The sequence below is a fragment of the Pseudoxanthomonas sp. 3HH-4 genome, from assembly GCF_006716465.1.
Taxonomy (GTDB): domain Bacteria; phylum Pseudomonadota; class Gammaproteobacteria; order Xanthomonadales; family Xanthomonadaceae; genus Pseudoxanthomonas_A.
Genome location: NZ_VFPB01000001.1, coordinates 1,564,758 through 1,582,426 on the forward strand (window position 1 = coordinate 1,564,758; position 17,669 = coordinate 1,582,426).

General features: G+C 64.4%; 16 protein-coding genes. 13 read left to right on the forward strand and 3 right to left on the reverse strand.

Going from position 1 to position 17,669, the window contains the following annotated elements; genetic code table 11:
- The first annotated feature begins 34 nt into the window (after positions 1–34).
- The 10 genes from fabD to FB548_RS07265 all read left to right on the forward strand — a co-directional run bounded on the left by fabD (position 35) and on the right by FB548_RS07265 (position 11,912).
- On the forward strand, positions 35–979 hold the full coding sequence (gene fabD, locus FB548_RS07220; protein WP_142124010.1) for an ACP S-malonyltransferase: 945 nt from the start codon (positions 35–37) through the stop codon (positions 977–979).
- A gap of 69 nt (positions 980–1,048) precedes the next feature.
- On the forward strand, positions 1,049–1,792 hold the full coding sequence (gene fabG, locus FB548_RS07225) for a 3-oxoacyl-ACP reductase FabG (protein WP_142124011.1): 744 nt from the start codon (positions 1,049–1,051) through the stop codon (positions 1,790–1,792).
- 143 nt (positions 1,793–1,935) lie between these two features.
- Complete coding sequence (acpP, locus tag FB548_RS07230; protein ID WP_014161144.1) at positions 1,936–2,175, forward strand: acyl carrier protein; 240 nt, start codon at positions 1,936–1,938, stop codon at positions 2,173–2,175.
- A 110-nt stretch (positions 2,176–2,285) separates the two neighbouring features.
- Entirely contained in the window at positions 2,286–3,527 is a 1,242-nt protein-coding gene (fabF, locus tag FB548_RS07235) for a beta-ketoacyl-ACP synthase II (RefSeq protein WP_142124012.1), read from the forward strand.
- Positions 3,528–3,647: 120 nt separating this feature from the next.
- The gene (locus FB548_RS07240; protein WP_142124138.1) at positions 3,648–5,009 is read left to right on the forward strand and encodes an aminodeoxychorismate synthase component I; all 1,362 of its coding nucleotides are present in this window, start codon (positions 3,648–3,650) and stop codon (positions 5,007–5,009) included.
- Between the two features lie 125 nt (positions 5,010–5,134).
- Positions 5,135–6,202 carry an endolytic transglycosylase MltG gene (gene mltG, locus FB548_RS07245; protein ID WP_255470368.1) on the forward strand — a complete coding sequence of 356 codons (1,068 nt, stop codon included), beginning with the start codon at positions 5,135–5,137 and terminating at the stop codon, positions 6,200–6,202.
- On the forward strand, positions 6,199–6,861 hold the full coding sequence (gene tmk / locus FB548_RS07250; RefSeq protein WP_142124014.1) for a dTMP kinase: 663 nt from the start codon (positions 6,199–6,201) through the stop codon (positions 6,859–6,861). The genes mltG and tmk overlap by 4 nt, the downstream gene beginning before the upstream one ends.
- Positions 6,858–7,850, forward strand: coding sequence for a DNA polymerase III subunit delta' (locus tag FB548_RS07255; protein WP_142124015.1), 993 nt, complete (start codon positions 6,858–6,860; stop codon positions 7,848–7,850). Before tmk ends, FB548_RS07255 begins: the two co-directional genes overlap by 4 nt.
- Positions 7,851–7,872: 22 nt before the next feature.
- A complete protein-coding gene (locus FB548_RS07260; protein ID WP_142124016.1) occupies positions 7,873–8,226 on the forward strand; it encodes a PilZ domain-containing protein in 354 nt (117 codons plus the stop codon).
- Positions 8,227–8,870: 644 nt separating this feature from the next.
- On the forward strand, positions 8,871–11,912 hold the full coding sequence (locus FB548_RS07265) for a DUF11 domain-containing protein (protein ID WP_142124017.1): 3,042 nt from the start codon (positions 8,871–8,873) through the stop codon (positions 11,910–11,912).
- Between the two features lie 144 nt (positions 11,913–12,056).
- Here FB548_RS07265 and FB548_RS07270 read toward each other — a convergent pair whose 3' ends face one another.
- Both FB548_RS07270 and FB548_RS07275 read right to left on the reverse strand, forming a co-directional pair.
- Positions 12,057–13,061, reverse strand: a complete 1,005-nt coding sequence (locus FB548_RS07270; protein WP_255470370.1) for a DNA topoisomerase IB — start codon at positions 13,059–13,061, stop codon at positions 12,057–12,059.
- A 6-nt stretch (positions 13,062–13,067) separates the two neighbouring features.
- Positions 13,068–13,358: a hypothetical protein gene (locus tag FB548_RS07275; RefSeq protein ID WP_142124018.1), complete on the reverse strand. Its 291-nt coding sequence runs from the start codon at positions 13,356–13,358 to the stop codon at positions 13,068–13,070.
- 344 nt (positions 13,359–13,702) lie between these two features.
- On the opposite strand from FB548_RS07275, the gene FB548_RS07280 reads away from it, so the two are divergent.
- The 3 genes from FB548_RS07280 to FB548_RS07290 all read left to right on the forward strand — a co-directional run bounded on the left by FB548_RS07280 (position 13,703) and on the right by FB548_RS07290 (position 16,570).
- Entirely contained in the window at positions 13,703–14,359 is a 657-nt protein-coding gene (locus FB548_RS07280) for a hypothetical protein (RefSeq protein WP_142124019.1), read from the forward strand.
- Positions 14,360–14,440: 81 nt separating this feature from the next.
- Entirely contained in the window at positions 14,441–16,162 is a 1,722-nt protein-coding gene (locus FB548_RS07285) for an AIPR family protein (RefSeq protein WP_142124020.1), read from the forward strand.
- Positions 16,163–16,348: 186 nt separating this feature from the next.
- Positions 16,349–16,570: a polyprenyl synthetase gene (locus FB548_RS07290; RefSeq protein WP_142124021.1), complete on the forward strand. Its 222-nt coding sequence runs from the start codon at positions 16,349–16,351 to the stop codon at positions 16,568–16,570.
- Positions 16,571–16,758: 188 nt separating this feature from the next.
- On the opposite strand, the gene FB548_RS07295 is transcribed toward FB548_RS07290, so the two are convergent.
- Positions 16,759–17,358 (reverse strand): hypothetical protein, encoded by a 600-nt coding sequence (locus FB548_RS07295; RefSeq protein ID WP_142124022.1) that lies wholly within the window; start codon positions 17,356–17,358, stop codon positions 16,759–16,761.
- Positions 17,359–17,669 lie beyond the last annotated feature (311 nt).

Consider the following 17,669-nt stretch of genomic DNA (forward strand, 5'->3'; position numbering starts at 1 on the left):
ATCATCGCCGCCTGATTTCACGCAGGGTGTCCGAGTGACTTCCACGCAACTCGCTTTCGTCTTCCCGGGCCAGGGCTCGCAGTCGGTCGGCATGCTGGCCGAGCTGTCCGAACTGCATCCGATCGTGCGCGAGACGTTCGCCGAAGCGTCCGAGGGTGCCGGTGTCGACCTGTGGGCACTGTCGCAGGGCGGCCCCGAGGAAATGCTCAACCGGACCGAATACACGCAACCGGCGCTGCTCGCAGCCGGCATTGCTGTGTGGCGCGCATGGCAGCAGCAGGGCGGCCTGCAGCCGTCGCAGCTCGCCGGCCACAGCCTCGGTGAGTACACTGCGCTGGTGGCGGCGGGAGCGTTGTCGCTGAACGATGGCGCGCACCTCGTGCGCCTGCGTGGCCAGCTGATGCAGGATGCAGCGCCGGCGGGTGTAGGTGCGATGGCCGCCGTGCTCGGCGCAGAGGATGCAATGGTGGCGGAGGTCTGCACGCAGGCTTCCGACAGCAAGGTCGTCGTACCCGCCAACTTCAACTCGCCGGGCCAGATCGTGATCGGCGGCGACGCCGAAGCGGTCGATCGTGCGATCGCGTTGCTTACCGAGCGCGGCATCCGCAAGGTGGTGAAGCTGGCGGTCAGCGTGCCGTCGCATACGCCGCTGATGCGCGAAGCGGCCAATCGCCTCGCCGAGGTGATGGCGGGTCTCGGCTGGCGCGCCCCATCGCTGCCCGTCGTGCAGAACGTCGATGCGAAGGTGCAGGGCGATGTCGCTGCCATCCGCGATGCACTCGTTCGCCAGTTGTACCTGCCGGTACGCTGGACCGAATGCGTGCAGGTGCTGGCATCCAACGGTTCCACCCGTATCGCCGAATGCGGCCCCGGCAAGGTGCTCACCGGGTTGGTGAAGCGCATCGACAAGGGCCTGGACGCGCGCGCTATCGGCGGCGTGGGCGACTTCCAGGGCGCGCTTGCCGACTGGCAGGCCTGACGCCCGCGCGGCTTCTTTCCCTTATCCTGACCTTCCGCGCTTGCGCGGAGCCGTTCCGAGGACATCATCATGAGCAAGCCCCTGCAGGGTGAAATCGCATTGGTCACCGGCGCGAGCCGCGGCATCGGCGCCGCGATCGCGGACACCCTGGCGGCCCAGGGCGCCACCGTCATCGGCACCGCGACCACCGCCTCCGGGGCGCAGGCCATCGGTGAACGGATGGCCGCATCCGGTGGCCACGGCCGCGAACTCAACGTCACCGATGGTGCGGCGGTCGATGTCCTGATCGATGCCATCGCAAAGGAATTCGGCGGCATCTCCATCCTGGTCAACAACGCCGGCATCACCCGCGACAACCTGCTGATGCGCATGAAGGACGAGGACTGGCAGGCCATCCTCGATACCAACCTCACCAGCGTCTACCGCACGTCCAAGGCGGTGATGCGAGGCATGATGAAGGCACGCAAGGGCCGCATCATCAACATCGCCTCGGTGATCGGCGTCACCGGCAACGCAGGGCAGGCGAACTACGCCGCCGCCAAGGCCGGCATCATCGCGTTCTCCAAGTCGCTGGCGAAGGAGATCGGCAGCCGTGGCGTGACCGTCAACGTGGTCGCTCCCGGCTTCATCACCACGGACATGACCAAGGACCTGCCCGAAGAAACGAAGAAGGCGCTCGGCGAACAGATCGCGCTGGGCCGCCTGGGCGAGCCGGCCGACATCGCGAATGCGGTCGCCTTCCTCGCAGGGCCGGCGGCCGGCTACATCACCGGTGAGACCCTGCACGTCAACGGCGGCATGTACATGCCCTAAAGAATTAGCTGTAAGTGGTTGATTCGGTGGCGATTGGCGATACCTGCCCGCCGTCGCCGGTTTCCACTACACTATCCCCGGTTTGCCTTCGCGCCGCGTCGGCAGAATCCAACAAGTCACCCATCTCCGTCTGGAGCGAATCCATGAGCAGCATCGAAGAACGCGTCAAGAAAATCGTCGTCGAACAACTCGGCGTGAAGGAAGAGGAAGTCACCACCAGCGCATCGTTCGTCGATGACCTGGGCGCCGACTCGCTGGACACCGTTGAACTGGTGATGGCGCTGGAAGAAGAGTTCGAATGCGAAATTCCGGACGAGGAAGCCGAGAAGATCACTTCGGTGCAGCAGGCCATCGATTACGTCAAGGCGCACGTCAAGGCGTAAGTCCCGCACCTGCAGCAAACCGTGTCGGGGCCGCGCATGCGGCCCCGCGCGTATCCGGCCCCCATGCGCCCGCGTAGGGCGCGGCCGCAAGATCGCATGAGGAATCCGATATGAGCCAGCGTCGTCGCGTCGTCATCACCGGCATGGGCCTGGTGTCCCCCCTGGGCAATGACATGGCCAGCAGCTGGGACGGCATCGTCAACGGACGGTCGGGCCTGGGCCCGATCACCACCTTCGATACCGAGGGCTACAGCACGAAGATCGCGGGCGAGATCCGCGGGTTCGAGCCCACCGCCTTCGTTTCGCCGAAGGACGTGAAGAAGATGGACTCGTTCATCCACTACGGACTGGCCGCGTCGCTGATGGCGATGGACGATTCCGGGCTGGAAGTGACCGAGGCCAACGCCGAGCGCATCGGCGCGATCATCGGCGCCGGCATCGGCGGCATCCTCGGCATCGAGGAAACCGCGGTGAAGCTGCACGAAGGCGGCCCGCGCAAGATTTCCCCGTTCTACATTCCCAGCACCATCATCAACATGCTGCCGGGCCATCTCAGCATCATGAAGGGGCTGAAGGGGCCGGGCTATTCGGCCGTATCGGCTTGTGCCACGTCGAACCACTCGATCGGCATCGCCATGCGCACCATCCAGTACGGCGACGCCGACGTGATGATCGCCGGCGGCGCCGAACGCGGCTCGTCGCCGACGTCGGTGGGCGGGTTCTGCGCCATGAAGGCCATGTCCACCCGCAACGACGATCCGGCGCGTGCTTCGCGTCCGTGGGACAAGGACCGCGACGGCTTCGTGCTGGGCGACGGTGCCGGCATCCTGGTGCTGGAGGAATACGAACACGCCAAGGCGCGCGACGCGCGCATCTATTGCGAGCTGGCCGGCTTCGGTGCCTCGCAGGACGCGTACCACATGACCGCGCCCAGCGAGAACGGCGAGGGTCCGTCGCGCTGCATGCTGTCGGCGTTGAAGGACGCCGGCCTGAATGCCGAGCAGGTGGAATACCTCAACGCGCACGGCACCTCCACGCCGCTGGGCGACCTGGCCGAAACGCTGGCGATGAAGCGCGCGCTGGGCGACCACGCGTACAAGATCATGGTCAGTTCCACCAAGTCGATGACCGGCCACCTGCTGGGTGCGGCGGGCGGTGCGGAAGCCATCTTCTCCGTGCTGGCCATCCACCATGGCATCATCCCGCCGACCATCAATCTGGACGAACCGGGCGAAGGTTGCGATCTGGACTACGTGCCACATACGGCGCGTGAGAAGAGGATCGATGTGGCCGTGTCGAACGGCTTCGGCTTCGGTGGCACCAACGGCACGCTGGTGTTCAAGCGGATCTGATCCGCCGCGCGCAAGAGATCGTCATCCCGGCGCACGCCGGGATCCATCTTGATGTTCGCTTCGGGTTCGCTGAATGAGCAGAACAACTTGGGTTCCAGCTTGCGCTGGAACGACGATGGCATGATCGAAACCCGCGCGCTTCCCTCAGACACCGACCTGCTGGCCCTGCATCGCCAGGATCCGCAACGCTACCCCGTGCTGCTGGAATCCGTCGCATCCGGCACGGCGCAGGGACGCTGGGATTTCCTGCTGGTGGCCGACGGCACCGGGCTGCGCCTGGATGCGGACGGGATCACCCGCAACCTGCACCGCAATGTGGAGGCGGGTGACTTCCTGGCCGCGCTCGATCGCCATTGGCAGGCGCAGCGCACGCCGCGCGAAGAGCCGCGATGGCCGTTCCGCGGCGGCTGGGCGCTCCTGCTGGCCTACGAACTGGCGCAGCAGGTCGAACCCGTCCTGCGATTGCCCCAGGCACCCGACACGCAACCCGTCGCGCTCGCACTGCGATGCCCTGCCGCCGTGTTGCGCGACCGCAGCACGGGCGACTGCGTCATCGTCGCGGAAGCGGGGCGGGGCGAGTTGATGGCGCGCACGCTCGATGACGTCGCACGCGCGGCGCACATGCTGCCACTGCCGGCATGGCAGTCGCCGGCACGCATCGACGAGGATGAACCCCGGCGCTTCACCGACGGCGTCGAGCGCATCCTCGACTACCTGCGTGCCGGCGACATTTTCCAGGTCAATCTCTCGCGTGCGTGGCATGCGCGCTTCGAGACGCGACTGGATCCGGCCGCGCTGTATGCCCGGTTGCGTACCGCGAACCCCGCACCGTTCGCCGGGCTGTTCGCCACGCCGGGCTGGACCGTGGTGAGCTCGTCGCCGGAGCGCCTGGTCTCGGTGCGCGGCGAAGTGGTGGAAACGCGGCCGATCGCCGGCACGCGGCCCCGCTTCGAGGGCGACGACGATGCCGCACGCATCCGCGAGCTGGTCGGGCATCCCAAGGAGCGTGCCGAGCACGTCATGCTGATCGACCTGGAACGCAACGACCTGGGCCGTGTCTGCACGCCCGGCAGTGTGCAGGTGGACGAACTGATGACGGTGGAGAGCTACGCGCACGTGCACCACATCGTCAGCAACGTGCGCGGCCACCTGCGCGCCGATGCCACGCCCGGCGAGGTCATCCGGGCCACCTTTCCGGGCGGCACCATCACCGGCTGCCCGAAGGTGCGCTGCATGCAGATCATCGCCGAGTTGGAACAGACCCCCCGCGGTGCCTACACGGGCGCCTTCGGCTGGCTGAACCGCGACGGCGACCTGGACCTGAACATCCTGATCCGCAGCGCCGAGGTCATGGCCGACGGCGCTGGCAGCGTGGCCCGCTTCCGCACCGGGGCCGGAATCGTCGCGGATTCGGTGCCGGACAAGGAACTCGACGAGACCCGCGCCAAGGCCCGGGGCGTACTGAAGGCGCTGGAAGGCTGATTGCTGTTGCCTTCTCCCCATGTATGGGGAGAAGGGATGCACAGCTGCGGCTGATCAGGCCGCGCCTACAGCCTGAGACGGCGACCGGGTATCCTGCACAGCCTGCTTCAAGCACCGAGGACTACGTGGCGTCAGCTCTCAAGCGCGGTTGCCGCTTCATCGTCATCACCTTCCTCCTGTTGGTGGCCCTGGTGGCCGGCGCGGCGTTCTGGCTGTGGCAGGGCCACCGCGGGTTCGCCGATACCGCGATGGGGGGCGTCAGCGCCGACGCCACACTGGAGGTCGCCAGCGGCGATGCCTTCCCGACCGTGCTGCGCAAGCTGCGCGAACAAGGCGTGTCGCACGGCACCGACCTGCAATGGCGCCTGCTCGCGCGCGAGACCAACACCGCCAGCCAGCTCAAGGTGGGCGAGTACGCGCTGGACCCGGCGCTCACCCCGCGCGAACTGCTGCAACGCATGCGCGAAGGGCGCACGCTGCAGTACCGTTTCACCCTCGTCGAGGGCTGGAACATCCGCCAGGTGCGCGCCGCGCTGCGCAACGCCACGCCCCTGCAGCAGGAGACCGCGCAGATGAGCGATGCGGAGCTGATGGCGGCGCTCGGTCGTGAAGGGCAGCATCCGGAAGGCCGCTTCCTGCCAGAGACCTACGTCTACACGCGCAGCGAAACCGACCTCGACGTGCTCAAGCGTGCGTATGCGGCGATGGAGAAGGCCGTCGATGCCGCCTGGCAGGCGCGCGCGCAGGACATCCCGCTGCAGTCGGCGGAAGAGGCGCTGATCCTGGCGTCGATCATCGAGAAGGAAACCGGCATCGCCGAGGAACGTCCGGCCATTGCCGGCGTATTTGCGCGGCGCCTGAAGATCGGCATGCCGCTGCAGACCGATCCCACCGTCATCTACGGCATCGGCAGCAGCTACGACGGCAACATCCGCCGTCGTGACCTGACCACCGACACGCCGTACAACACCTACACCCGCAAGGGCCTGACGCCGACGCCCATCGCCATGCCCGGCGTGGACGCACTGCGGGCGGCGGTGAATCCGGCGGACGGCGACGCGCTGTACTTCGTCGCCGTCGGCGACGGCAGCGGCCGGCACATCTTCTCGGCCACGCTCGCCGAGCACAATGCTGCGGTCGCGCGTTACCTGGTCACGCGTCGCGAAACCCTGCGCAAGGCGGAAGCGCCATGAGCGAGGCCCTGCTGTCGCAGCCGCGCCTGATCACGCTGGAAGGCGGCGAGGGTGCTGGCAAGACCAGCGCCATCGCGGCCATCCGCGACCGTCTGCAGGCCGAAGGTCACGAGGTGGTGCTGACGCGCGAACCTGGCGGCACGCCGCTGGCAGAACGCATCCGTGAGCTGCTGCTCAATCCGCAGGACGAAGCGCTGGCCGCCGAGACCGAACTGCTGCTGATGTTCGCCTCGCGCGCGCAGCATGTGCGTGAGGTGGTGCGTCCGGCGCTGCGGCGTGGCGCGTTTGTGGTCAGCGACCGTTTCACCGATTCCAGCTATGCGTACCAAGGGGCGGGCCGTGGACTGGACCCCGAGTGGATCGCGGCGCTCGAGCGTCGGGCAGTGGGATTGAAGCCCGGCCTGACGTTGCTGCTGGACCTGGATGTGCGCGAAGGCCGCGCGCGTACCGCGGGTCGTGACCTGTGGCCGGACCGCATCGAAAGCGAGCAGGACGATTTCTTCGAGCGCGTGCGCGCCGGCTTCCGCGCGCGTGCCGCTGCCGAGCCGCAGCGTTTCCGCGTGATCGATGCCGCGCAGCCGCCGGCCGGCGTCGGCGCCACCGTCGATGACGCCATTGCCGCCTACCTGCGCACGCTGACGGACAGCGACCTCGCATGAGCACTCTCGCTGCGACCGCCGCGTTCTCGCCCTGGCAGCAGCGCGCCTACGACCACGCCGTCGCGGCGCTGGCGTCGGGTCGCCTTGGCCACGGCCTGCTGGTCTGCGGTCCCGCCGGCCTGGGCAAGCGGGCCGTGCTGGATCGCCTGGCCCGCCGCGTGCTCGCGCAGCAGCGCGACGCAAACGGCGAACCTGCGCCGGGCGACCGCAGCACGCGCCTGATCGACGCGGGTACGCATCCGGATCTGCAGGTCATTTCATTTGTCGCCACCAAGGACGGCAGCAAGCTGCGCTCCGAGATCGTCATCGACCAGATCCGCGAGGTGTCGCAGAAACTGGCGCTGACGCCGCAGTACGGCGGTGCGCAGGTGGCGCTGATCGATCCGGCCGATGCGATCAATCGCTCGGCCTGCAATGCCCTGTTGAAGACGCTGGAAGAGCCTGCGCCGGAGCGCTATCTGTGGCTGGTCAGCGCGCAGCCCGCACGCCTGCCGGCCACCATCCGCAGCCGTTGCCAGCGCATCGAGTTCCGGCTACCCCAGCGTGACGAAGCGCTGGCGTGGCTGCAGTCGCAAGGCCACGCTGCTGCCGATGCGGCACGCGCGCTGGACGCTGCGCGTGGCCACCCCGGCCTGGCGGACGACTGGCTGCGCAACGATGGGTTGGCGCTGCGCGAGGCGGTGGCACGCGATCTGCAGCGGCTGGAGAAAGGCGAGATCGGCGTGGTGGAAACCGCGCAGCGCTGGGCCAACGATGAACTGGCCGATGCGCGGCTGCGACATGCGGCCGACCTCGCGCTGGAGCAGGCCGGCACCGTCGGCTTGACCGATCCGGCCCGATTGAACAAGCTGGCCACCTGGTTCGATGCCGCCAACCGCACCCGCGATCTGCTGCGGACCACGGTACGCGGCGATCTGGCCATGGTGGAACTGCTGCTGGCCTGGGCCGGCAGCGACCGCGGTCGCGCTGTCGGGGCGCGGCGCGGATGACCGACACGCATGGAGACGGGGAATGAATGCAGCAGGTGGACGGCAGGGCATCCTGTCGCTGGCAGTGAAAGACAAGGCCGCGCTGTACAACGCCTACATGCCGTTCGTGAAAGGCGGCGGCATCTTCGTGCCCACGCCCAAGCGTTATTTCCTCGGCGATGAGGTCTTCCTGCTGCTTACGCTGCCGGAATCCAGTGACCGTCTGCCAGTCGCCGGCAAGGTAGTGTGGGTGACGCCCATCGGGGCCCAGGGCAACCGCGCTGCCGGCATCGGCGTGCAGTTCGCCGAGAACACTGAAGGCGAAGCCATCAAGAACCGCATCGAAACGATGCTGGCGGGCAGCCTCGGCGGCGAGAAGCCTACCCACACGATGTAAGCCGGGACGCGGCGCGACCCCGCACGATCCTGCACGGCGGTTCTGATCTGCGCTACAGGCACGCATGGTCGGAGAGGCTATCGCCCTGTAAACCCGGAACAAGTTCCTGCGCCTGTTGTATCGAGGCTGTGCAAAAAGGTGCCCGAGGTCCCGCGGCCGGGCGTGCAGGTGCGCTGGTCGGGCAAATCGTTCCTCGCCACCGACGACGGCAACCGCCTGTCCTGCGACCTGGCGAAGAAGATCACCGCCTTGGCCGCACACGACGAAACGGCGTTCCGTGCCCTCGTCACGCAGGCGTATGGGAGGGCAGTGGTGTGCCAGCGAACACCACCTGGGCCATCCCACCGCGCACCTTGTGGAACCGGCGTTGGGCGGAAGAACCTTGGCAGCCACAGCCGGCAACGTGGCGGGACGGTGTCGAGCGGGGCAGTTCCGGTTGCTGAGCCGGGGTGTCGGCATATACATCCGTTGAAGATGTAATTCCGACATCCGAGGCGGGGTGCACAGCACGACGAGAACGCCCGCTAGCTACTCCTCGTAGCCGCATCCGGGCCACTTTGTCCCTTGGCCGGCACACATTGCGAACTTTGCCTCTGTGGACCGAATGCCGGTTCCCCCAGAAGTAATCAATCAGGGATCGAAAAATGAATGTTTTCAGGCGGCTTGCGCTGTCCGCGGTCGTGAGCGCCGCAGTGGGCGTGCCGGTGGTGGGCCAGGCGCAGAGCTGCGGTGTGCCTCCGGGGACGGATGTGCTGCTGTTCGTGGACAACTCCAGCTCGATCACGAACAGCGAGTTCGACGCGGCGCAGCAGGCCATTGCCAACATAGCCAGTTCCGTTCTGAGTCGCCCGGGGTACCGCCTGGCGGTGGTCAATTTCGGCTGCGAAGGGGGACGGCGGTCCACCGAAGACGGCTGCAGGATCGACCTGGCGACGGGCAGTGTCATTCCCGGTGGCTGGTCCAGCAACCCCGCCGACTTTGCCTATGCAGGAAGCAACAGCGCCTCGAACCGGGTGTGCCGCTCGTTCGGCTTCGGTGGTGGACCCTTGTTCCAGGGCAACAACTGTGGTGGTGCGAACTTCAGCGTGAACATCCAGGACGACTATGCCCAGCATGCGTACAAGATCCTGGACGGGGCGCTCTTCAGCGGAGGCAGTACGGGCGGTGGCGACAGCTATGGCGCTTCGACGTTGGCACCCGCTACGCCCACTCAGCGCTTGATGGTGATCCACCTGACTGATGCGTTGCAGAATCCATCGGGCGGCGGAACCTCGATCTCTACGATGCCGGCATCGGAAACATCGTTGGGGCAGTACTACTACAGCAATCGGATGAAGAACGTACGCAATGCGATGATCGTGGGCGTCGGCATCGACGATACGGTCGCCAACAATGCGCAGGTTTACCTTGGGGCCCTCTCCAGCAAGGGCGGCGGCAGCACGTTTTACGACAGCGCGCACCAAGCGGCGGCGTCGACCCAAGCCTACGACGTGGGTACCCCCCGTCTGGCAACCTATGCCACCACCTATAGCGCGGCGCCGATCATCGCCGCCGCGGATGCGGCGTTCGACGCCACGGTTCCCGCCTGCGTGGTCCTGCGCAAGCAGAGTGTGAGTGGTACGGGTAGTTTCTCGTTCGCAGATGGCACTAATGGTCTGCCCTCCAGCCTGACGCTCGACACGACAACCACGAACCCGGCTACCTCCGCCACCTACCTGATGCAGTTCAATACCGATACCGGCATCAGGGAGGTGATTCCCAGTGGCTACACGCTCTCCTCCATCGAATGCACCAACGGCAGCGGCGCCAATGTGCCGGTTACGAGCAATACCAGCACCGGACAGCTGACAATTCCGGGTAGCCAGATCGTAGCTGGCGCGCAACTGACGTGTACGTTCACCAATACCAGGATCCAACCGGATTTCGGCACCTGCGATGCGCGGATGTTCCTGGACCAGACGAACACCGGGGCTACCCTGTCCACGCTGTACAACGTCGGCTACGCCAGCACGCCGTTCACCTATGCCAGCCTGGGCTCGGGGGCGCCGCGCAATGGCATCGGCTACAACCAGATGGACAACTACATCTACGCGATGGAATGGGGCGGATTCTCGGGCAATGAACTGGTGCGTGTGGGGGCGGATGGCAGCACCGTCAACCTGGGCGTGGTTGCTGGTCTTCCAGTTACGAACTACAACAACGGTGCCATCTCGCCGACAGGCGACTATTACCTGATGTCCGGCTTTGGCGGCACGACGCTCTACCGCGTCAACCTCACCACGCGGGTCGCCACCGCTGTCACGCTGAGTTCGTCCATTACTGTCTCCGACTTCGCTTGGCACAATGGACTGCTATGGGGTGTCAACTCCAACGCAGGTGCGCTGGTCAGCATCGATCCCGTCAGCGGTACGGTAACCACGATCGGATCATCATCCCCGGTCAACAATGCGATTGCGATGTGGGGTTTCGATAACGGGCTGTTCGCCAGCGGAGGCTCAACCATTTATGCCATCGATCCTGCAACGGGTGCGGCCACGCTGATGAGTACTGCGCCGGGTGCCAGCAATGGCGACGGTGCCAACTGCCCGGGCGCAGCCATCCAGTTCGACGCCGATCTGTCGGTCACCAAGACCAATACACCGGCATCGGGTCCGAACGATCTGCCGACCGACACCTATTCGCCCGGCGAGACACGCACGTATACCATCGTGGTGACCAACCTCAGCGGCTCCTTCGGCGCGCAGAACATCACGGTCAGCGACCCGATCCCGACGGGCATCGATGCGGCCACGGTGAGCTGGAGCTGTGCCAACACCTCGGGCGGTTCGCGTTGCGGCGCCGCCAGCGGTACCGGCGCGCTCAACGACACCGGCCTGGACCTGCCGCCGAACGCGGTGGCGACCTACCAAGTCACGATGACAGTGCCCGCCAGCTTCACGGGCGATCTGACCAACACGGTGACCATCACGCCGCCCAGCACGGTCGACGATACGAATGCCGCCAACAACACGGCCACCGATGTGGACCAGTCCGCACCGCAGCTGACGATCCGCAAGATCAGCATCGGTGGCGTGGATAGCTTCGGCTTCACCGGCACCAATGGCGTGGTCGCGCAGACCCTGACCACGACGACGGCCGGCAGCCCGGTGAGCGGCGCCACCCAGGCACTGACCGCAGCCGGCACCGCCACCACGATCACCGAAAGCACCACGCCGGCGACCTACCAGGTCACCGACATCACCTGTACGGGACTTGGTGCAGGTGGCATGGCCACGCCTGATCTGGCCAATCGCACCGTGGCACTCGATGCCGCGGCGACGGCAGCGGGCGCCAATGTCGAGTGCACGTTCACCAACACGCTGCGGCAGACGGACATCCAAGTGGTGAAGACTGTGTCGCCTGATCCGGTGGTCAGTGATGACGTGGTGACTTACCAGATCGTGGTGAGCAACAACGGTCCGCAGGCGGCCAGCAACGTCCTGCTGACCGACGTGGCGGGGGTAGGGCAGGACTGCACCACGCCGAGCACGACCGCGACCTGTTCGGCGACCGGTGGCGCGAGCTGCCCTTCACCGACGGTGCCGGTGAGCAGCCTGCTCGGCGCTGGCGTCACCATCCCCACCCTGCCGGTCGGTGGGACGGTCACGTTCGGCTTGCAGTGCACGGTGACCGCCAGTGGCCTTTGAGGCAGCCACGGCACCCCGGGGCTTCCGGTGCAAGAAGGGCGACAACATCTTCACCATGGCGAACCCGTACAGCGCGGCATGGCAGGCATCCAAGCGCAGCCCTCGCCATCGAGATGGCCGCAACAGGCCGGATGCCTCAGTGCCTTATGACGCCTTGCGCATGACGCGACGGAGGTAGCGGATCGTGGCGGTTTCCCATTGCCGCGGGCCGCTCGCACCGCGGGCGGCCTGCTGCAGGCCGCCATCTTCCCAACCACTGAACACGCGCGGGTCCACGTAGTTCTTCTCGCAGATGCGCGGCGTATTGCCCAGCAGGTCGGCGGCGCCGCGCAGCACGTCACGCCGCACCTGCGTGCGGGACGATGCATCTTCCTGTGTCGGGGGTGGCAGCGCCGCCAGGGCACGGAAGGCATACAGCGTGGCGCCCAGCGTGCGGAAATCCTTCGCGGTGTACGGACCATGCAGGTGCGTCTGCATGTAGTCGTTGACATCGCCCGAGGTGATGCGCTGCACGCGACCATGTTCGCGATACTGGAACAGCGCCTGTCCAGGCAGCTGTCGGCACTGGCGCACCAGCCGCACCAGGCGCGCATCGCTGACGCGGGATGCCAGTGCCTTGCCGCCCTTGCCACGGAAGGCGAAGCGTACTTCGCCCCCGGCGATGAAGTGCGCGTGCACGTTGCGTAGGGTGGTGAGACCGTACGAGCCGTTCTCCTTCGCGTAGCTCGCGTTACCCACCCGCAGCAGGGTGTGGCCGAGCAGGGCGATGACCAGCGCCACCACTTTCTCGCGAGGGAAGCCCGGCAGGGCGAGATCGGCACGCACCTGCCGGCGCAGTCGCGGCAGGGCTTCGGCGAATGCGATCAAGCGGTCGTACTTGCGTGCCCCACGCTCGGCCTGCCATGCGCGGTGGTAGCGGTACTGCTTGCGCCCGCGTGCGTCGCGGCCAGTGGCCTGAAGGTGGCCGCGCGCATCGGCGCAGATCCACACATCGGTATAGGCGGGCGGTATGGCGAGTTGGCGGATGCGCGCAAGCGTGGCGGGATCGCGAACCGCGCGGCCGCGCGCATCCATGTACGTGAAGCCACGCCCGCGGCGGCGCCTGCGCAGGCCGGGCATCGCATCCGTGGTGTAGCGCAGGCCGCCCATCGCGCCTCAGAAGTCGTCGACGTACTCAAGCACCAGGCCATACTGCGCGGCGACATCGTCGGCAGCATCGCGCACGGCATCGGCGTGCGATGAACCTACTGCGATCTCCAGTGCATGCACGTCGCTGCCGCCGATATCGTCGGTGAGGCCGGCGGAACTGGAATCGTCGTCGTCCATGTGCGGCATCAGGTCCGCCAGCTCCTCGGCGCGTTCCACACCGTCCAGTCCGTGCAATGCCGTCACCAGCGCATCGAAGCCGGTGCGCGGGCCAGTGGCCCGCAGTCTGATCATGGTCATGGTGTTCCTTTGCGCCATGCGCATCCGTGGTTCGCCCGACCATAGGGCGGCGCCGGTCACGCCTTCGTGAAGTCATCCGGGTATCGGTGGAGTGGCGTTCAGCGGGCTATTCTCCCCGCGGCGCAATGGAAAACAGCATTCAGTCGCAGGATGACCGCGAACGGACCCGCGAGGCCTTTCCGGTCCTGTTTGCAGGAATGCATGGCATGTGGCTTCTCCCCGCGCGGCGGGGAGAAGGGGGCCGAAGGCTGGATGAGGGGTGAGCGCGGTCTCCACCCCCGCAACATCTTCACGCCGCGCTACCATCCGCTCCGGGGATGTCGGAGTCCCGCAGGGAGCAGGGAATGAAGGAATCACGCGCAATCCAGCCGGCGCGCTCATGGGCCGTGCTGTTGTCGATGTGGGTGGTGTGCGCGCCGTTGCTGGCGCAGGCGCAGGCGTTGTCGGGCCTCCGGGTATTGGCGCATGAAGGTCCGGACTATTCGTTCTCGGGGTGGCAGAGCGAAGGTGCGGTGCCGATGAAGTTGACGGTGCCGCTGGAACTGGGCGACGAGGTGTACGGCGCGACGTTGCAGTTGCAGCCGACGAAGGCGGGCGAAACGTACCGGGTGCGCGTGCAGTACGAAACCAGCCTGGGCCTGAGTGCGGAAGGCCCGCACCTGGATCTCACGGACTGGAAGCACTGTGTGTCGGACTGGGAGGCGGCGGAGGCGGTCGATGCGGTGTCGTTCGTGTTGCCGACGCCGTCAGCGGAACAGCACGCGTGTTTCCCCACGTACACGCGTGCGGAACTGGATCAGGCGGTGCGTGCGTACGCGGTGGCGCAGGGCGATCCGGCGATAGCCGATGACTGGATTCCCCGCATCGGCGAAGGAGACGCGCTGGGCACGGTGGTGCCGTTCGTGGCGATCAGTGCGGTGCGGGTGAGGGTGGAAGTATTGCGGAAAGGGAGGTGGGTCGAGGTTACGACGGTGGGGTTTTTGCCGCCCATGGGGTGTTGAGGGTGGGGCGCTAGTTCATCGCGCTTCCAGCAGCTAGAGCGGTTGAAGATTCTTTGTTCTTGGGCCAACAAGGAGATAGGCATGGCAGGTACGACATCGGTTAGCGCTTCGGGGAAGTCGATCTCGGCTGATCCCAGGAAGGAGATGCTCGCTGCAATCGACGCGGTTGCGAAGAGAGGTGGCATAACAAGGGATCGTGCGATAACTGCATGGTACGCGGCTACGCTATTGGGTATAGACGAAGATGACGCGATAGACGCGGCATCCGTTGATGGTCCTGAGGATGGAGGGTGTGACTTCATCTACATCGACCATGATCAAGAAGTGGTCTACGTGCTTCAGGGCTACGTTTCGGATCGGACTGACCGCAGTGCTGGTATAAAGAAATGGAACGCACTAGTAGCTGCGGTTGCTAACGTTAAGGATCCCGTCTCATTTCGACATGGAGGGAGACATGACATCTATGAGACTCTCACTGAGATAGATGTTAGTGACTACTCTCTTGTCTTTGGCTTGGTGACGCTAGCCGCGAAATCTGATCAGATCTCGCGGCAGCGAGAGACCGCAACTCGATCAAAAGCTTATGGGTCCGACGCCGCGTTCTTCTACGAATATCAAGAATCGCTGTATGACAAATTCTTGGTCGTGCGTGCGGCCGACAGAAATGTGCTTCGAGACACGCTCTCCTTCGTAGGTGCAGTGGCTGAGGTCAAGGGGGAGTTCGGTCAGGCGATTGTTGGGGCTGTTCCTGCTTCTGAGCTTTATCGCCTTCATGAAAAGTACAAAAATCAATTGTTTGAAGGGAATGTGCGCCTTTTCATCGGAGAGAGGAAGGGTGGAATCAACGAAAAAATCGTTGAGACGGCACAGGCAAGGCCGGGTGATTTTTGGGCATTGAACAATGGAATAACGATCGTTGCGGATAGCTTTGATCGTCTGCGTGGGTCTAGTTACGAGATAAGTCGTTTTTCAATTGTCAATGGGTGTCAGACAACCGCGAGCCTCTCGCGGGCCATAGAACGGGCACCTGCTGCGGGAAAGGCGCAAGTGCTGGTACGTGTTGTGGGTGCGAAGAAGGCGCTGCTCACCGATATTGTCAGGTACAACAATACGCAGAATCCTGTAAAACTCTCTGCGGTAAGGCTTCTTGATCCAATTCAGGAGGGCTTGCGTAATGCGTTCTCTGTTGTCGGCTATTTGTATGCCCCGAAGCAGGAAGGAGCTAAGACGGTCAAGAGCCCAAATAGAATTGAGTTGGACCGTATAACCCAGTACTTGGCTGCAATGTCCGACGACACGATACTGGAAGCGGTCGCAAAGAAGGTTGAGCTTTTCGATAGGTCCTATAAAAGCATCTTTCCGCGCGGCCTAAAGGCAGAAAGAGTTATGCTTGCTTGGCTTCTGGCACAAGAAGTCGAGATAGAGAGGGCGTCGCTGCTGGAGGCTGCAGACGTCACCAGCGATGCTGTCATGAAGGCGATTCTGGGTATCCATGGAACGCCTTGGGGTATCTATGTTGCAAACACGATCATCGACAGATCTGGTTCCGACTTGAGCAAGTTGACGCTTAATAAGATGGTTTCACCTGATTTCAGATTCGCGATTGCCAAGTATGCGAAGCGGGCGATGGAGCTTTATTCGGAAATCGCAGTTAATATCGTGGATACCAGTGATGCTTCTTCGAGTACCAGGAATGAGCTTAGAACTAAGCCATTTCTTGATAAGCTTAAGCGCACGCTGAGCCTTCGAATGGCGAAAATTTCGAGTTGGAAATTGCCTAAGTTACACTCAGTTAGTAACTAGCTCGATCGATCGGAGTGAGGCACTCGAACCCAGCGTCGAGATTTCAGTGGAATAGTTTGGGGTGAGCTTGCAAACCCCAACATCGGGACACCGGAAAGCCGGCGCTGTCGGGCTTCACTCCATTCGGCCCAACCTATCGCGGGTTGCTGGTGCACAATGCGGAACCTTTATTGATCTGGACGCATCATGGACATCGAAGCCCTTCTGGGTGCCGCTCTGCGCGAGGCGGGTTACGGGCAGGACGCCATCGGCTCGGCGATGCCGAGAATCCTGCGCATCCTGGAGGCCGAGGATGTACGCATCGAAATGGGGCGCGACCTGTCGCGCAAAGAACGCGAATACGTGCGCCTCCAGCTCGAACTGGGACTCAGCGTGCGGGAAGTGGTTGCCGGCTTGAAAAGCAGGTGAGCGACAGCCATAGGATGGGTTGAGCCGAAGGCGATACCCATCGATATGACGGCATGGCAGAGACTGAGGTCTGCGTTGCGCTGCTTCTGTCGCCATCACAACGGGCTGTTGTCGGTCCCTGCACGCGATGGGTATCGCCTTCGGCTCAACCCATCCTACGCGCGCGCTTCCATCGTAACGGGGGATCATCAATTCGGCCGGTCGCCCGGCGCATCGCGTACCAGGTCGGTCTCGCGGTGATCCGTTTTCCCCGCCGCATTGGAATGCGGCATCTGCCCGAACACTTGCTCCGTCATCCCGGACAGTTGGATCCGGAGATCGTTCTCCACCTTGACTCTCCGCCGCTCGACCAGGGTCTGCAGCGCATCCAGAAGTTCAGAAAAATCCATGGCCTCAAGACGGCCCAGGGAGAACATCGGGACCCGTTCGCAGCCGATACGGAAGTGGCCATCGCGATCACGCACGGCCTTTGCGGCGTAGGTGTGGTCCACGCCCCCAGGGTGGGAAACCAGCGTGTCGCGCAGCCTCCTGAAGTGGCGGTGGCGCACCTGAAGCAGTTCCGCGAGGCTCCCGATCACCTCGGCGGCACCCCAGGGCGCGACGCCCTTGCCGAAGCACCGACCGTAATGGACCAGGGCGGCCGTCCACCATGCCTCGACTTCGCCGTCAGGCGCTGCGTCCAATATCCGATCCACGTACATGGCCGCCGCGACCAGGTCATCCGCAATACCGACCAGTTTCTCCAGCCGACGCGCCTGATTGCCATCCAACCGTCTCGTTTCCGACATTCCTTGCTCCTGACCCAACGTTCCAAGCAGATGACCTGACGCCTGCTATCACGGTCAAAGGATGAAATCCGGGCAACCGCACATCGGAAAACTTCAGGTAAACGCATCTACCCGCGTGATCACGAACTCGCAGGATGGGTGAGTCGCGGATGGCCTCCAACGGCGCGTCCGATCTGCCTATTGCATGAAGCGAACCACGACAGCCGCTTGCAATGGCGACGTCCCCCCTATTTTGAGTAGCGATGCGATTTGGAGTCCAATCCCACCTGACCAGGAGATTGGACGTGAAGAAGCGATTTTCCGAAGAACAG